Raw genomic sequence first — 15061 nt, forward strand, 5'->3', positions numbered from 1 at the left:
GAACTATGCTAAACGGATAATTTATAATAGCAAAAACAAAAAGATAAGCTTTAAAAATTTACTTATGACGACAGGTTTTGGCGCTTTGGATCGATAGTTTTGATTAAACATAAAAGGATATGACACTCGATGACTTTTATAATCGGCCTGTAGCTTTTACAGAATTTGTTGCAGAAATATTGCTGAAAAATGGCTACTCTATCGACTTTGGATCAGCATACGGAATGGATTATCTGACTGTCACTTCTGAAGGTTCGGAAGTAGAAAAACAGTTTGTAGTGGCATTGCGGAGCGAGGAAATTCGGAAAAACCTTCTTCCGGTACTGAGGTTTACGGAAGAGAAACCGGAAAGGAAAATTTTTCTCTGCGTCCTGAATCCGAAGGATAAGCAATTCCTGGAGCGGGTGCTTCTGTCAAGAATGAAAAACGTTGAGGTATATCAATTACCGCTTATCGACAGGTATCGGTTCTACAGGAGGGAATTCGTATTAAGTAAAAAGAGAATATGAAGAAGCTTTTTCTGGATGACATTCGAACAACTGATATGGTTTATAATGAACCGGAAGCCGGAGATTTCCACGTCGTAAGAAGCTATGCCGAATTTGTAGCGTATCTGGAAAGAAATGGACTTCCGGATTTCATCAGTTTCGATAACGATCTTGGGCTAGATGAGAGTGGTGCAGTGGCACCTGATGGCTATGCTGCGGCAAAGTGGTTGGTTTATGAATCGGGTTTCGATTTAATTGATCTTAAATTTAAGGTGCATTCCGCCAATCCTGTTGCGGCCGAGCAGATTCGAGGGTTATTGCATAATTATATCAATCATTTAAAGAATGAGTAGTGTTTTCTTGTTCCAGTTCCGGAATTACTGTGAGTTGCCAGTTATAAATCATGAGCCGAATAGATTCATTTGCGGCTCAAAATTTATTATCCTTTAATAGGTTTTAAACAATGTTGTGACTAAAATTCCCTTAAAATCAGGGTGCTTCATTGATAGTAATTGCTTTTCTTCTTTGACTATAAAGTTAAACGGAGGCGCTAAAAGGTTCACACCACTTTGCTTCTTTAGCCTTATTCCCTGCCCGGAGATAATATCTTTATTGGCTTCAAAATTCTTCTCCGGTAAATGCTCGGTAAGAATAACATATTTATATCGGTATAATTTTTCAACCACGCTCTTTATTTCTGCATTAGATAAGTGTTGTAACACCTGCCTGAGAATGGCACAATCGCCCGATGGTAAATCGTCCTCTGCGATATTCAAAACCTGAAACTCTAAATTTTCTGCCTGGCATTCTTTTTTATTATGCGCTATAAGATCCGGCACAATGTCTATCGCGATATACTTTTTAGAATGCTGCACCAATTCCTTCCCAACATTAAAATCCCCGCACCCCAGATCGCAAATTACTGGCGGAGTTTTAAAAGCTTTTAAGAATGTCAATACTGTATCCACATAAGGAAATACCAGCTCAAGATGATGGGAGCCTAAACCGGAGTAAAATTCAGCACTATCCCCACCCCATAGATTTTTTTCATAGATCTGCGCCATAGCATCTTGAGTTGGCCAGGGCTGCTTTATTTTTTTCTTTTTTGTCATTTAAAAGATAGAAACTGGATCATCACTCAAAAGTAAAGGATTAAAATCTGGAACATACAACGGTGAAGAACCAAATTTTAATTTTGAAAAGTGGACTTAAAGCAGAGGATGGTATAATGAAACCACCCAATGCCAAATTCTAAATCCCAATAGATTTGGGCTAACAGCAATAGCTGAAAAATTGTTATTGTATTCATGTTATTTTGAAGCACAGAATAACAATGAATAATTCATTCCGTTCCGCTGAAATATTTGATAAGATCCTGATTCCGCTTTCTTTCAAAAACTCTCCGGCATTAAATTCAAAGCAAATATCCGGATGAAGTTTTTACACTAAATTTGGCGCTACTCAATAAATTATGATTAGAGCTTTAGTAAGATATAGATACAGTGCTTTTGGAAGGTATATTATTCGCAATCGAAAGTACGCTCCCATTCTTTTTTTTATGGGTGGTTTTATTTTTGACACATTGACCTTAGGGCGAATAGATCGTGTTTATGATACTGTGGTACTTTGCTCGCATATGACCTTATTATCGATAACGCTTTATTTGTTTAATTTGTCGGATGATGGTAAATGGAAAAACACTTTTATCGATCGTTATTCCGAATATTTTCCGCTAGCCATACAATTCTTCTTTGGGGCATTATCAAGTGCTTTTGTCATCTATTTTTTTAGAAGTGTGTCACTGTCAAAAACAATGGTATTTTTCATACTGCTGGTGCTGCTCTTATTTGCAAACGAGTTTCTTAAGAAGAAAATCTCCAATAAATACCTCCAGTTCAGTGTTTATTTTTTTATAAGTTTCACCTTTTTCACCTTTATGGTTCCTACGCTGATAAAGGAGATGAATACCTTTATTTTTATTATTTCCGGACTTTTGAGTTTAGCTTGTACGCTGGCTCTTATCCTGTTTATTTACACCTCTAGCCCAAGCACAAGAGCAGAGATAAGTCTAAAAAAACTGATTAGTAGTATCCTTTCAATCTATTTAGCTATCAATTTTTTATACTATTTCAATCTTATTCCGCCGGTACCACTGGCTATGGAAAACGGGTTGGTGGCTCATGATGTCAGGAAAAAAAATAATGAATACATCGTTACTTACGAGAGGGATGAATGGTATATATTTTGGCGTAGGCATAACATCAATTTTCATCGTCATGCTGGTGAAAGGGTTTATGTGTTCACTTCTGTTTTTGCACCTACAGCTATAAAAAAGTCAGTTTTTCATCGTTGGCAATGGTACAATCCTGAAACCGGGAGGTGGGAAATAACCGAGGACATTGGCTTTGAAGTTACCGGTGGGCGTGATCATGGTTACCGTGGTTATACTTATAAAAACAACCTCAGGGAAGGCAAATGGGAAGTTCATATAATTACCCAAGAGGAGCTGTTGCTTGGTGTGGTAGATTTTGTGATTAAAACCACTTCTGAACCCAATATAGAAGGAATGGTAAAGGAAACATTTTAAAACTGTTCCATAATCCCATTCAATGTTTTAAAAGTCATTGATAAAGCGCTTCAGAACCCTGCATCGACTTCCGGTAGGTTTGGTGAAATTGTGCTTGTTGTTATTGGAATTTTGATTGTCGAAAACCTTACCCCCATGCTGCGCAAAGTTTTCCAAAATCTTTTAAAAAAGCAGCTACTACAGCTATATATGGGTTTACTGTTTCAGGATGATGGGACCCTAAACCTGAGTAGAATCCAGATTTGTTTCCACCTCATAAGCTTTCTCATTTCCTTTTCTTTTGTAGCACTAAGGTAAATCGAAGGGGCGAATAGAAATGACACTTAAAAAAAGATTTATACTGTTTAATGTATAGGAAGAGAACCCATTATCTGTGATCGTAACACGCAACTAGCGACTTGAAAATTCTGCTTATCTTGTATAAGAGATACAATGAAAAAATAAGAAAATGCCGGTAATTCGTTTAGAAACTCATATAAAAGCAAAACAGAAAATTGTTTTTGATTTGGCTATAAGTATTGATTTTCAATCAGAGGCTGTGAGATCTTCGAACGAAAGAGCGGTTGCAGGAAGAACCAGCGGATTAATAGGTTTGAATGAAACCGTAACCTGGCATGGGAAACATCTTGGGGTGTGGCAACATCTTACTACCAGGGTTACAGAGTTTTATCCGCCTCATTTTTTTGCAGATGAAATGGAGAAAGGAGCTTTTAAAAGAATGAGGCATGAGCATTATTTCGCGACAACCGAAGAAGGAACACTGATGAAAGATGTCTTTCAATTTCAGGCTCCGCTGGGCATTCTAGGTCGACTAGCTAATAAATTATTTCTTAAAACCTACATGACCAATTTCCTGAAGGGGCGGAACAAGATCCTTAAAGAATATGCAGAAAGTGGCAGGTGGCGGGAAGTACTTCCGGAAAATTACAAGTAGATAATGTGTAAGATGGGATTATTCAGTAACAAATTTTAGAAATCCTGGTGTTTATTTTTGTTTAACCATTTAAAGAGTAGTTAGTCGATTATTTTAGTTTCTTTAAAAGTTTTTGCCTAAGTTGTTGTTATTGAGTAAAATATGCGTCGTGAGGAATTCAGTTAAATATCTTATAGTAATAATTATTTTAAATATTAGTATTCAGGTTCAGGGGCAGGAGCTGGAAGGAAAGTGGATTATCAGCGGAAACAGTAGTTTTGAAGGTTTTCCCGGTATACATCTCATGGAGATAGATGAAGACTCTTTATCTCATTACAATTTTAATGAATATTTCAGCAAAACCTCTCTGACAGTGGAGGGGAACAAGTTCAAAGTAGACACCCTTACTTTCGCAACTTTTAATTTTAAAAGCGCTGACCGATTAACTATTTCTTCGAAACGCTTGGAAAAGCCTGTTGATTATATACGGTTAACACCTAGCAGTACCAGTTTAACTAAGGAAGAGATCAGGAAAACCGAATATAATTTAAATCGGGGAGGCGAGACCTTCGTGATAGATTTCAAAAAACATCCTGAAAGCAAAATCGTGCATTCTTATCTGGAAAAAATAGATGACACTTATTTTTTAGTCATTTACAGGTACGGCAAGAAAGTAACTGCGGTGCCAATACAGGAGGTGACTGAAGATGGCCTCAGCCTATATGGATTTCCGGGTGTATCGGAACCAATCTTTGCAGAGGCGATCAGGGAGTAATCAGGTGAAAAGCTGAGTAAGTAAATCTGCGCTGCTGCTGTTTGCCCGGTGCTAAACCGCCGTTCTTTATGGGAATTAAATATTTCTAAAAAGAGTATTCAGAATTCAGAAAATGTAAAACTGAAATCTCTTAATTTTGTATTTCATACTTCGTATCTCTAGATGGTGATTCCTACTCCGATATTTAGTTCGGAGGTATATTCTTTTGTATTCAGCGGAGTTTTACTGTCAAAATAGTAATTATAAGTGGTAAAAACTTTTAACCAGGTGGATAAGGGAATATCCAGCCGAAATTGTTCAAGGATCCTGTAGTCGTTCAAATCCCTGTAAAGGGGTTGGTAATAAACTGTATTCGCAACAGAGAATTTTTCCGATTTTGCAGTATATGATAAGGTAAGATAAGTACTGTTCCGGTGGTTATAGTTTGTTGTTCCGGCACTATCACTATATTCGACTTCATACATATAGCTGTTGCCGGCATAACCTGTGACACGTGCCCTGTCGATCCATTTTACCCGCAATCCTGCTCCTATAAGATTGCGTTGTTCTACAATTAAAAGTTGATTATACTGCCCCTGTAGAAAGGTTTCAAATCGCAATAGCTGATTGAACTTATAATTAAATCTTCCGTGAAGAAACCAGGCATTCTGCAGGTTCCCGTCTTCGGAATCTATGAGCTTATAATTTCCCAGAAAAAAATAGATTTTCCGAAGATCCTTTGATTTTAGCTGGGTGGTAAGAGCAGCATCTATTTGGTTCACCTGCGCACCGTCATTATTGGTGTGATTGAAGGAGAAATCGGCATTTAATGTAAATCTTATTGAATCGGTTTGCATCCGTTTGGATTCAATATTCACCAGTTGCGCGGAAAGTAGCCCCGGAATCAGGCAAAATATACTAAAAAAAAGAATTCTGTTCATAAGCTCGAATAAAGACCAAATGTAAAAACAACTTATCAGAAAATAAGAGTTTATGCTTTTTTCAAAAAATAAACTCTTGTGAGCATAGTTGCTTTTCTACATCTCCTCCTCCTGGTCTTCGTCATCAAAACCTTCCAGGTCCTCCCAGGTCCTCCCCGGTAATCCCATTAATATTCGCCAGGGAATTCATAAGCGTTTCCAGTTCTTCAAAGAAAATATAAGCTTGTTGAGGTTGGTATCACTGGTGCCTCGGAATTGTTCTATGTCAAACTGGTAGGTATCACCTACTTCAAAGGCCCAGTTGACTTCAGCCCATTCCCTGGCCATGCCTACGTTGATGGTCCGGGTAAGAAGTTCTTTGTGCATTTCAAGAAGGATTTTGTAGGTGAATATGATTTTTTCACAGTATGGTGTCATAGTTTTGAATTTTATTAAGGATTTAAAGTATTTTAAGGAGCTCTTTTCAAAATTGTAGAATCTATTTGTATAATGTGAAAGAAGATAAATTAATCCACTGATGACTTCTTTCCCCGGGCCTTCGACTTTTCCTCCCGCTGGTTGGGCACAGGATAAAGTCGGAGAGGTAATTATGTCGAATACTTTTTCACTGCCGACTGAAAGTCCATTCCACCTCTTCTAAATCAATTGTTCTGGCCATTTACATTTCCAGGCTGCTTTCGAAGATATTAGGGATGCCCACGTGGAGACAGAGTTCATAACTTCCAAAGGTTTCTTCTTCTAAATTCTGTCTTCCGACGTAGCTTACCTCTTCCATAATATATTGATACTGTTCTTCGATTAAAAGAATCTCTAGTAATCTCATCGTTTATGATCTTAGGGCCAATCTATGGGCAGGGGGCGACAATCAATGACGCCGTAAAAAGGAAATAGTCAGTAAAGGATTTTCCAAAGAAAAACACTGAAATCGCAGAGGTGCATGAGAATCATATTCAAATCAATGCTTAAAATTATTTGAAGAATTATAAAAGCCATGTACTCTCGTCTTACGGGAAAATTATGTGATATAAATCACGGCGATTTCTTATCACAGATCATTGTCTATTGGCTGCCAAGCCTGTAAATTTGTAGACAAGCATTCATACCTGAAGGTGATCCGCTCTGCGCGTACGACGTTTTCAATTTTTTTTACACTAATTGTTTCAGCGGAATTTTTATTCAGGCATCTGTTTTACAAATAGGTGGATGTAAATTAGTTAAAAAGAGAATCAATGGAGGAGGATTATAGAGCGGGTAAGAATAAAGGGTCTACAGCGGGACCAGGGAATATTTTAATTCCTGACATTAGCGGATTTACAAAATTTGTAACGGGTATAGATTTAAGCGATGGACAGGTTATCACCCGAAGATTCATAAGATCTTTACTAGAAAATGATCTTCTTGATCTGGAACTTTCAGAAATTGAAGGCGACGCGGCATTACTTTACAAGTTTGGAAAAAAGCTTCAACCTAATGCTATCCTAAAACAGTATGAGGCAATACTTGAGAATTTCTACAAGGAACAGGCATTGATCAATAAAGAATTTAATCTCGACATAAATCTTTCCCTGAAGCTAATTGCTCATTATGGTGAAATTGGTCAGTATGAACTGGGCACTTTCAGAAAATTATATGGAACTTCGATTATAGAGGCACATAGATTATTGAAGAATGATGTCAAAAGCTCAATGTATGTTCTAATGACAGATGATCTGCTAGAAAAGAGCCCTACCGTTTCAGCCGTTAATGATCCGGAATTTTTGAGAGGCAATAAAATGTGTCAGGCATATGGGGATTTAAGAAATATTAGATATACTGTTTTTAATTATGAAGCTGCATGTTCCCCGGGAGAAATTCTGAATAGAAGTGAAAGTAAAGACGATTATTTGCTTTAGCACCGAAATTTTCCTGAATAGCAGGTTTGGAATTGTTCTACTATGAAAGGAAATGTTTTTTTTATCATAAATTATCAGGAAAAGTTTAGGTGTGTAAAGGTGCTATGAATTAAACAAATTTTACTGTTCCTTCAGTTTCTAATTCAAACTTAGATTCTGTTGGCTGTTTATGGAAAGTAAGATGTTGCAGAAATAATGATAAAAAGTTAAATAAAAAGAGTAGGTTATTAACTTCCGGATTTAGGTTTACCTCGAAAAAAAATTGCACCAGTCTTTGATTCAAAATCCTTCAAATCGGTATTTCAGGTTTTAAGTTTTTATAGTGGAGCACTAAACCTGGTTGTTACTGTAATCTTATCAAAGATTTTAAGGACGGAATATATATTGAGGAGTATAAATGCTACAATCGGTGAAGGTTCTCATAGTAGCGAAAGCAATTATTATGATTTGATCAGGAAATCGTAAAGTCGGATAAATGAATTTGAGTTTCGTCTCATTTTTGTTTTAAAATTATATATTTAACAACAAATAAGTTTTAATGGTAAATTTTACTGAAAATTATTACATTCAGAAGGACAGAATGTATGTGGCTACAGATTGTATCATTTTTGGGTTTGATTCTGGATCTTTAAAACTTTTAATTTTCAAACGACGGGTTAAGCCTTTCTTAGGTGAGTGGTCCCTTATAGGGAGTTTTGTAAAACTAAATGAAGATGTTGAAGAGGCGGCACAGCGAGTCTTAGAAGAAATTACTGGTTTAAAAGATGTTTTTATGGAGGAGTTGAAGTCCTACGGAAAAGCTGATAGAGATCCGGGTTTTAGATGTGTGTCGATTGGGCAGTATGCCCTGATTAGAATTAATGACTATGATAAAGAGCTCGTGGAGAAACATGGAGCTCATTGGTATGACATTAATGAGGTGCCAAATCTAGTTTTAGATCATAACCAAATGGTACAGGATGCTCTCGTGCGAATAAGGCGCAAAGCCAGGTATAAGCCTATAGGGTTTGAACTTCTTCCTGAAAAATTTACAATTCCTCAATTACAACGTTTATACGAAGCGATTTATCAAAAAGATCTTGATTCTAGAAATTTTAGAAAGAAGGTTCTTTCTTTAAATGTCCTTTTAAAATTGGATGAAAAAGATAAATCTACATCGCGTCGAGGAGCTTTTCTATACAAGTTTGAAAATAAAAGATACCGGGAGTTATTAACTTCGGGTTATAATTTTGAACTTTCTTAACTTCTTTTCATGTTCAAGACATTTTTCTAAATTTAAAATGTAGTTCTTACGTTTAAAACTTTCTCATTCTTCTTTTTTGCTGACTATTAGGCCTTATTATGCTATGAAAAGCAAGGGATTTTCTTCCTAAATTAATTTTTAATGTCAAGAACAATAGATTTAGATAATTGTTAGTCAGTTAAATAGCTTTAAAAATAAAGATAATAGTAAATTTTACGTTTAATCTTTTTTTTATTTTAATTTTTCTTTTAGATTTACCTAACTCAAAAGTTAAAGGAGTAAAGGATACCGGAAAATTCGATTTTACACGTCAAGCCTGGGGCACTGCGAAATCGATATAGTTATGGTCTGCAATTATTGTTAAATCTAAATTTAAAATTATGCCAATTAAAATTAAAGTAATCTTGCAGAGAGGGCTTTTTATGCTTCTCTGTATTTATCTCCCCGGCAATATGTTGTTTGCCAATGAAGGTTCAAATAAGGACCTGGAGAAGCAAATACCACAATTTGTGGTTCAAGGAAATGTTATTTCCGATACTGATGGGCTTCCTCTACCTGGGGTTACAGTGCAGGTTCAAGGAACAAGTAATGGTGTAGTTACAGATTTTGACGGTAACTATGAGATTGAGGTTGCTGCTCCAGATGCTATTCTTCAATTTTCTTATGTTGGTTTCAGGACTAAAGAAGTTCCAGTCAACGACCGTTCAACCATAGATGTTGTATTGGAAGCAGATGTTGCGCAACTTGATGAGGTTGTTGTTGTAGGTTATGGTACCCAGCAGAAGCAGGATTTGACTAGTGCGATCTCGGTTGTACAATCAGAACAAATACAAAAAAGACAAAGCACAACGGTAGCAGAGAGTCTTCAGGGCCTTGCTTCAGGTGTTAATGTTCGAGGTGGTGGTCAACCGGGGCAGGAGGCGAATATTGAAATACGCGGCTTAAAAAATCTTAGAAACTCTAATCCATTATATGTTATAGATGGATTGGTGACTACTGCGAACCGAGATTTTAATCCGAACGATATTGCATCTATTCAAATATTAAAAGATGCAGCTGCTGCAGCTATTTACGGTTCGAGGGCAGCAAACGGAGTTATCATCATTACCACCAAAAGTGGTAGATCGGGACCAATGGAAGTGAATGTTTCTTCCAAAGTTAGTCTCACTGAAATCCCGCGTTATGACCTGGCGGGTCAGGAGGAGTTTGTTCGTCTGAATAACATGGCATATGATAACGCTGGTGTTCCAAGGCAAGAGCTGAATTTAGACGTTAATACGGATTGGCAAGAAGAGGTATTTAGGACAGGATTGATTCAGGATCACAATGTGAGTTTTTCTGGAGGTGGTAATAATTCCTCCTATTTTGTATCCGGAAACTATTTCGGAAACAAAGGGACGGTTATATCTACTGATTTTGATCGAATTTCTTTCCGTGTCAACACAAGTGGTGAAAAAGGGATTTTTAGTATTGGCCAAAATTTGGCCTTGAGCAATGCGGTTACAAATGAAATCGGAGCTCCGGAAGCTATGCGTGGTAATCCCATGATAGATGTGATTCGAATGTTCCCTACCATTCCGGTATATGATGAGAGTAACCCAGGAGGCTTTGGTTATGGTCGGGAAGGAGTTGCGAATACCTTCGCTGCCAATCCTGTGGCTATCGCAAATATTATTGATTCTGAATCAGAAAATTTCCGGATTCGAGGAAATGTATGGTCAGAAATTGAGCCTTTCTCCTTCCTGAAATACAGGCTGAATGTTGGTTATGAGACAAGTTTTGATAATTACCTGTACTTAAGAAGAGCAGGGAGTTGGACGCTCAACCAACCATATGAAGAAACCTTTACGAACCAGAACAGGGCTCAGTCCCAAACCCAGCTTATAGAAAATACTCTGACATTTCAGGAAGAATTCGGAAAACATCGAGTTACACTTCTTGTGGGAAATACATATCAAAAAGACATTTATGAACAGATCAATGGAACAAAAAGAAACTTATTGGTTAATTCTAATACCGGGGAGTATTTTGATGTTCTTGATTTAGGTGATCAGGCCCAGGTTGGTGGATTTAGGAATGAAGCTACACTTCTATCTTATTTAGGAAGATTAGAGTACAATTATGACGACAGGTATCTTTTGAATGCTGTTTTGAGAAGAGATGGTTCCTCCAGGTTCAGTGAAGAGAATAAATGGGGTAATTTTCCATCCATATCTCTGGGATGGAGATTGAGTAATGAATCCTTCTTTAATGTAGAAAATATTAACGATTTGAAACTAAGAGCCAGTTATGGTGAATTGGGAAGTGGTAATATTGGGGAGTATGAATATCTCGGTTTCATTAATACTTTTGGAGCAATAGTGCTCGGTGAAGATCAAAGTATCCATCCTTCTGCTACCCAGGTTCGGTTGGCTAATTCTCAGCTGAGATGGGAAGTGCTTAAACAAACCAATATTGGTCTTGACTTATCTATGTATAACAATAAGTTTGGATTAACTGCAGATTATTTTGTGGCTCGTACCGAGGATGTTCTTTTCGGTTTTCCAATTTTACTTACTACAGGGAATGACGGAGGAAATCCTATTTCCAACGCAGCAACAGTTGAAAACAGAGGTTTCGAGTTTGAATTGTCTTACCGGGAAACGAGGGGTGACTTTGAATATAACACCTCATTAAATTTTACAAAATTAGAGAATGAATTGGTCACATTAGGAACAGGATTGAATGAAAGTATACAGGGGAATACCATCACAAGGGCTGGAGAGCCTGTAGGAATGTGGTATGTTTTACAAACCGATGGTTTATTCCAAAGTGAAGAAGAAGTTCAAAATTATACCAATTCAGACGGATCAGTTATTATGCCTGGTGCGCAACCGGGAGATATAAGGTTTAAAGATGTAAATGATGACGGTGAAATAACCAATGAAGACAAAGCGGTAGTAGGAAGTCCCTGGCCAGATTTTGAAATGGGATGGAATGCCAGTGCAAGTTATAGAGGATTTGATTTTTCTATGAACTGGATAGGTTCCTTTGGGGCTACTGTTTATAACGGTTATAGAAGTATTGTTGATCGTTTTGATGATGATAGTAACTATAGATCAGGAATTCAGCCCTGGACACCTGAGAATCCTAATACTGATTTTCCACGAGTGGTAAGAGCGAGCACATTAAATGCAAGAGGTGATTCTGATAGATGGTTGGAAGATGGAAGCTTTGTGAGGCTTAAATACATTGGAGTAGGATATAGTCTACCCCAAACCACCATTGATAAGATAGGGATGAATAGTGTTAGGTTCAGCCTTTCGGCCCAAAATGTAATTACAATAACAGATTATACAGGTCTGGATCCTGAATTCAGTAATGGGAACATATTTCAGCGAGGGGTAGATTTTGGATCTTTTCCTAATCTACAAACCTATTCTATAGGTTTAGATTTGAGATTTTAATATAAAAAATAAGGATAATGAAAAATTTACTATATAAAATAACTTGTATTCTTGCATTCGGAGGGCTCGTAATGTCCTGTCAGGAAGAAGAATTGAATTTAGACAATCCCAATGCACTTACAACTGAACAATTCTGGAAAACTGAAAATGATGCGCAATTAGGCATAAATTCAGTGTATGCCATGTTCTACAAGGATGGATCTTTTCAGAGATGGATGTACTTCAGATTAGATTTAACCTCTGATGAAGGTTTTAGCCAGAGTCCCTGGATAGAGTTAGCCGACTGGACCAGATTCCAATATATAAATTATAACTTCTGGGAAGGAAACGTGGTAACCTGGAGGGATACCTACAAAGCCATTTTCAGGGCAAATCAGGTATTAGCAAATGTACCGGATATTGAATTTCAAAATGAGGATGATAAAAAGAAAATTTTAGCTGAAGCTAAATTTCTTAGAGCTCTTCACTATTACTATGCAGCTATTCTTTGGGAAGATGTTCCTCTTGTACTAGAACCTTCTCAACCGGGAGATTTGCATCAACAAGTACCAGTAGAGCAAATTTATGCGCAAGTAGAGAAAGATCTTAATGAAGCTTTCGCAGATCTTCCTCTGGATTGGCCGGCAGATCAGGTGGGTAGAGCAACAAAAGGTGCTGCAAAAGCTATGCTGGGAAAAGCTTATATGCAACAACATAAGTGGCAGGAAGCAAAAGAAGCCTTAGACTATTTAGTGATTGGAGACGGAGCTATATATGATTTGGTTGAAAATTATAAAGATAACTTCACTCATCTAAATGAAAATAATCAGGAATCGGTATTTGAAATTCAATTCGGTGATCAAAGAAGGGGAGGTACAGGTGAAGGTCCAGATGCAGCCGTGTCTTCGACTCGTGCACAATTTTTTGCACCTAGAGGAATAGGTTGGTCAGATGGGCAGGCAAGATATTGGTTAATCGATGCTTTTAAAGAAGAATCGACTGTAGACGGGGATCTTGATCCGAGGCTGCAACACTCTTTCTTTTATCCTGATCTTTTCGAAGATTTTGGTGACCGAACCTACGGTAGAGAATGGGAATGGGGTGAAGATGAAGCATGGTTCAGAAAAGGAGCCAGAGATTATTATAGGGATAATGAAGATTATTATTCAGAAGTAAACTTCAGGTTAATCCGATATGCGGATATCCTACTACGATATGCCGAAGTACTTAATGAATTAGGAAACACTTCAGAAGCTTATCAATATGTCGATTTGGTGAGAGCCCGTGCAAACATGGCACCATTGGCAGTAGCTTATCCATCAATTGGTAACGACCAGGATGCATTTCTGGAAAGATTGAAAAAGGAAAGAGTTCTTGAACTTTCGGGAGAAAGCGTAAGATGGGCAGATTTAAAACGATGGGGAGATCTGGAAACCCAGGCATCTGTGGATGAAATTGCGGATAGAGATCCAGACTTCAATAATTTTGTAGTAGGTAGAAACCATAGATTACCTATTCCTCAAGATGACGTCGAAAATAATCCTAATCTAGATCAACATCCAGAATATTAAATACTAATTGATTAACCCTGGAGTGAAAGAATTAGCCGCTTCAGGGTTTTTTTAAAATCTGCCAAATGAACAAAAGATATTTTTTTTTGAATTTTTTCATTCTTCTAGCCTTTTCTTCGTGTAAAGAAGCCGAAGCAGAAAAGAAAGCCCTTGCTCTTGAGACCCCAACTTCTTCGGAATCAAGAGAGATATGGAGCCAGGAAAAAGCAAATAGCTGGTATGGCCAGCAACCATGGTTAGTGGGTGCCAATTTTAATCCCAGTACAGCAATAAATCAACTGGAGATGTGGCAGGAAGAGACATTTGACCCTGAAACCATTGACAAGGAATTGGGATGGGCAGAGGATTTAGGAATGAATACGATGCGGGTCTACCTGCACGATTTGCTGCATAAAAATGATCCTGAAGGGCTATACAAAAGGATGGATGAATATCTTGAAATAGCAGATAGTCATGGGATAAAAACCTTGTTTGTGTTTTTTGATTCCTGTTGGGATCCGTTTCCACAAGCAGGAGAACAAAGAGATCCAAAGCCTCACGTTCATAATTCTGGATGGGTTCAAAGCCCAGGCCAGGAGGTTTTAAAAGACAGTACAGAGTATCCTCGTCTTGAGAGATATGTGAAAGAAACTATAGGCCAATTCAGGGAGGATAAAAGAATTTTAGGTTGGGATGTATGGAATGAACCAGATAACATGACAGGGCCTTCATATGAAGATGTGGAAATAGAGAATAAGGTTGAACTTGTCCTGCCTTTACTGGAAAAAGCCTTTGTATGGGCCAGATCAGTAAATCCTAGTCAACCATTGACTTCAGGGATATGGGTAGGAGACTGGAGTACCCATGATGGATTAAAACCTATTGAAAAGGTACAGATAGAACAATCTGATATCATTTCTTTCCATAACTATGATGACCCGGGAGAATTTGAAAAAAGGATAGAATGGCTTCAACGATATGATCGTCCAATCCTGTGTACGGAATATATGGCTCGTCCGAATGGTAGTACATTTGAAGGGTTTCTTCCTATTGCTAAAGAGAACAATATTGGTATGTATAACTGGGGTTTTGTAAACGGTAAAACACAAACAATTTACCCATGGGATAGCTGGACTAAAACTTATACCAGTGAGCCTGATCTTTGGTTCCACGATATTTTTAAGGCAGATGGTACACCTTATAAGGAGGAAGAAGTGGAGTTAATTAAAAACCTTACCGTTTCGGAGGTAAATGAGGAGAGGAGGTAA

The 15061-nt window shown here is 37.6% G+C and carries 14 protein-coding genes; 10 read left to right on the forward strand and 4 right to left on the reverse strand.

From position 1 onward, the window contains the following. Positions 1 to 119: 119 nt before the first annotated feature. Entirely contained in the window at positions 120 to 509 is a 390-nt protein-coding gene (locus IE056_RS15890; protein WP_189605762.1) for a hypothetical protein, read from the forward strand. Continuing rightward, the gene (locus IE056_RS15895) at positions 506 to 841 is read left to right on the forward strand and encodes a cyclic-phosphate processing receiver domain-containing protein (protein ID WP_189605764.1); all 336 of its coding nucleotides are present in this window, start codon (positions 506 to 508) and stop codon (positions 839 to 841) included. Before IE056_RS15890 ends, IE056_RS15895 begins: the two co-directional genes overlap by 4 nt. Positions 842 to 934: 93 nt before the next feature. Here IE056_RS15895 and IE056_RS15900 read toward each other — a convergent pair whose 3' ends face one another. Beyond that, positions 935 to 1600, reverse strand: coding sequence for a class I SAM-dependent methyltransferase (locus IE056_RS15900; protein ID WP_189605765.1), 666 nt, complete (start codon positions 1598 to 1600; stop codon positions 935 to 937). Positions 1601 to 1959: 359 nt separating this feature from the next. Between IE056_RS15900 and IE056_RS15905 the strand changes: the two genes are divergently transcribed. The 3 genes from IE056_RS15905 to IE056_RS15915 all read left to right on the forward strand — a co-directional run bounded on the left by IE056_RS15905 (position 1960) and on the right by IE056_RS15915 (position 4763). Then, a complete protein-coding gene (locus IE056_RS15905) occupies positions 1960 to 3075 on the forward strand; it encodes a DUF2914 domain-containing protein (RefSeq protein WP_189605767.1) in 1116 nt (371 codons plus the stop codon). 448 nt (positions 3076 to 3523) lie between these two features. Beyond that, the gene (locus tag IE056_RS15910; RefSeq protein ID WP_189605769.1) at positions 3524 to 4009 is read left to right on the forward strand and encodes an SRPBCC family protein; all 486 of its coding nucleotides are present in this window, start codon (positions 3524 to 3526) and stop codon (positions 4007 to 4009) included. A gap of 148 nt (positions 4010 to 4157) precedes the next feature. Continuing rightward, positions 4158 to 4763 (forward strand): hypothetical protein, encoded by a 606-nt coding sequence (locus IE056_RS15915; RefSeq protein ID WP_189605771.1) that lies wholly within the window; start codon positions 4158 to 4160, stop codon positions 4761 to 4763. Between the two features lie 158 nt (positions 4764 to 4921). Here the strand turns inward: IE056_RS15915 and IE056_RS15920 are convergent, their stop codons facing one another. The 3 genes from IE056_RS15920 to IE056_RS15930 all read right to left on the reverse strand — a co-directional run bounded on the left by IE056_RS15920 (position 4922) and on the right by IE056_RS15930 (position 6506). Then, positions 4922 to 5683 (reverse strand): DUF481 domain-containing protein, encoded by a 762-nt coding sequence (locus IE056_RS15920; RefSeq protein ID WP_189605772.1) that lies wholly within the window; start codon positions 5681 to 5683, stop codon positions 4922 to 4924. Between the two features lie 186 nt (positions 5684 to 5869). Further along, positions 5870 to 6100, reverse strand: a complete 231-nt coding sequence (locus IE056_RS15925; RefSeq protein WP_229793785.1) for a hypothetical protein — start codon at positions 6098 to 6100, stop codon at positions 5870 to 5872. Positions 6101 to 6341: 241 nt separating this feature from the next. Further along, the gene (locus IE056_RS15930) at positions 6342 to 6506 is read right to left on the reverse strand and encodes a hypothetical protein (protein WP_189605774.1); all 165 of its coding nucleotides are present in this window, start codon (positions 6504 to 6506) and stop codon (positions 6342 to 6344) included. Positions 6507 to 6912: 406 nt separating this feature from the next. On the opposite strand from IE056_RS15930, the gene IE056_RS15935 reads away from it, so the two are divergent. The 5 genes from IE056_RS15935 (at position 6913) to IE056_RS15955 (ending at position 15061) form a co-directional block, all read left to right on the forward strand. Then, positions 6913 to 7575 (forward strand): DUF2652 domain-containing protein, encoded by a 663-nt coding sequence (locus tag IE056_RS15935; protein WP_189605776.1) that lies wholly within the window; start codon positions 6913 to 6915, stop codon positions 7573 to 7575. A 538-nt stretch (positions 7576 to 8113) separates the two neighbouring features. Next, on the forward strand, positions 8114 to 8818 hold the full coding sequence (locus IE056_RS15940; RefSeq protein WP_189605778.1) for an NUDIX hydrolase: 705 nt from the start codon (positions 8114 to 8116) through the stop codon (positions 8816 to 8818). Between the two features lie 380 nt (positions 8819 to 9198). Next, positions 9199 to 12264, forward strand: a complete 3066-nt coding sequence (locus tag IE056_RS15945) for a SusC/RagA family TonB-linked outer membrane protein (RefSeq protein ID WP_229793786.1) — start codon at positions 9199 to 9201, stop codon at positions 12262 to 12264. A 17-nt stretch (positions 12265 to 12281) separates the two neighbouring features. After that, the gene (locus IE056_RS15950; protein WP_189605779.1) at positions 12282 to 13814 is read left to right on the forward strand and encodes a RagB/SusD family nutrient uptake outer membrane protein; all 1533 of its coding nucleotides are present in this window, start codon (positions 12282 to 12284) and stop codon (positions 13812 to 13814) included. A 65-nt stretch (positions 13815 to 13879) separates the two neighbouring features. Continuing rightward, a complete protein-coding gene (locus IE056_RS15955) occupies positions 13880 to 15061 on the forward strand; it encodes a glycoside hydrolase 5 family protein (protein WP_189605781.1) in 1182 nt (393 codons plus the stop codon).

The organism is Salinimicrobium marinum (genome assembly GCF_014651535.1).
Classification (GTDB): Bacteria; Bacteroidota; Bacteroidia; order Flavobacteriales; family Flavobacteriaceae; genus Salinimicrobium; species Salinimicrobium marinum.